The organism is Curtobacterium sp. 179-B 9B NHS, from assembly GCF_045370965.1.
Classification (GTDB): domain Bacteria; phylum Actinomycetota; class Actinomycetes; order Actinomycetales; family Microbacteriaceae; genus Curtobacterium.
The window spans coordinates 1-1,027 of the sequence record NZ_JBIQDQ010000040.1 but is presented as its reverse complement, the minus strand read 5'-3'; the positions used below and the strand labels follow the sequence as shown (position 1 = coordinate 1,027).

Below are 1,027 nucleotides of genomic sequence, written 5' to 3'. Positions count from 1 at the left end.
CGACCGGCGGCCTCGCGCGTGGCACCCGCCGCGTCCTGCGCGGCGTCCCGTGCACGCTCGGCGACCTCGGCGGCACCGCCGCGGACGTCCTCCGCGGCACCCGAGACGGCCTCCTTCGTGCGGTCCACCGCATCGCCCACGGCCTCCCGGGCCCGGTCGACGGGGGTCGGCTCGTCGTCGAAGGGTCCGTGCACGTCGAGCACGCGGACGTCGACCGTGGTGGGCTGTCCGGCGCCGAGCTGCGACACCGCGGCGGCCACCTGGCGGCGGACCTCCTCGGCGACCTCGCGGACGGGCTGCGGGTAGCTGATGACGACGGACACGGTCACGTCGAGCGTGCCGTCGTTGTCGTCGACCTGCACCCCGGGCGCTCCGGCGGTGCGGCCGAGCTGCGAGCGGACGCGGTCGGCGGCGCGGGCGACGAGCCCGCCCAGGTGGTGGACGCCCGGCACGCCGAGCGCCGTCTCCGCCGCGGTGCGGGCGGCGACCACCAGGGGCCCGGCATCCTCGGGGAGCGGGGTGGTCAGCTCGGGCGGCAGGTCGACCTCGGTGATCTGCGTCCGGGCGTTCGGATCGTGCTGCATGGCTTCCTCCTCTGTGAACAGGACGGCCGTCGCTCCCCTCGGGGAGCGACGGCCGTGGTCCGCTGTTACTTGAAGACGTCCTTGACGTCCTCGCCGGTCTGCTTGGCGCTCGCAGCGGCCTGGTCCTTCTTGCCCTCTGCGACCTTCTCGTCGTTGTTCGTCGCGTTGCCGAAGGCCTCCTTGGCCTTGCCGGTCAGGTCCTGTGCGGCGTTCTTGATCTTGTCGTCGAGTCCCATGGTGGGTTCCCTTCTCTCTCGTGGGCTGGTGCCCGGTGGTGACGGTCGGGAGGCTCGGTCTGCCTCGTCCGACCGGGTTGCGGTGGTGCTGGTGGTGCGTTCGTGTCCGGCGTCGTCCGCCGGGTGGGGCTACTGGACGCGGGTGGTGCGTGCCAGTGCGGTGCGGGTGCCGCCGGTGAGGTGGACCAGGACCGGGATCTGTCGGCC

General features: G+C 73.5%; 2 protein-coding genes. Both read right to left on the bottom strand.

Annotation, left to right across the window (positions count from 1 at the left end):
• The coding region (locus ACH0A8_RS16405) for an Asp23/Gls24 family envelope stress response protein (RefSeq protein WP_406907577.1) at positions 1-584 on the bottom strand (584 nt) is incomplete at its 3' end.
• 65 nt (positions 585-649) lie between these two features.
• Positions 650-820 carry a CsbD family protein gene (locus ACH0A8_RS16400; RefSeq protein WP_066656081.1) on the bottom strand — a complete coding sequence of 57 codons (171 nt, stop codon included), beginning with the start codon at positions 818-820 and terminating at the stop codon, positions 650-652.
• Positions 821-1,027 lie beyond the last annotated feature (207 nt).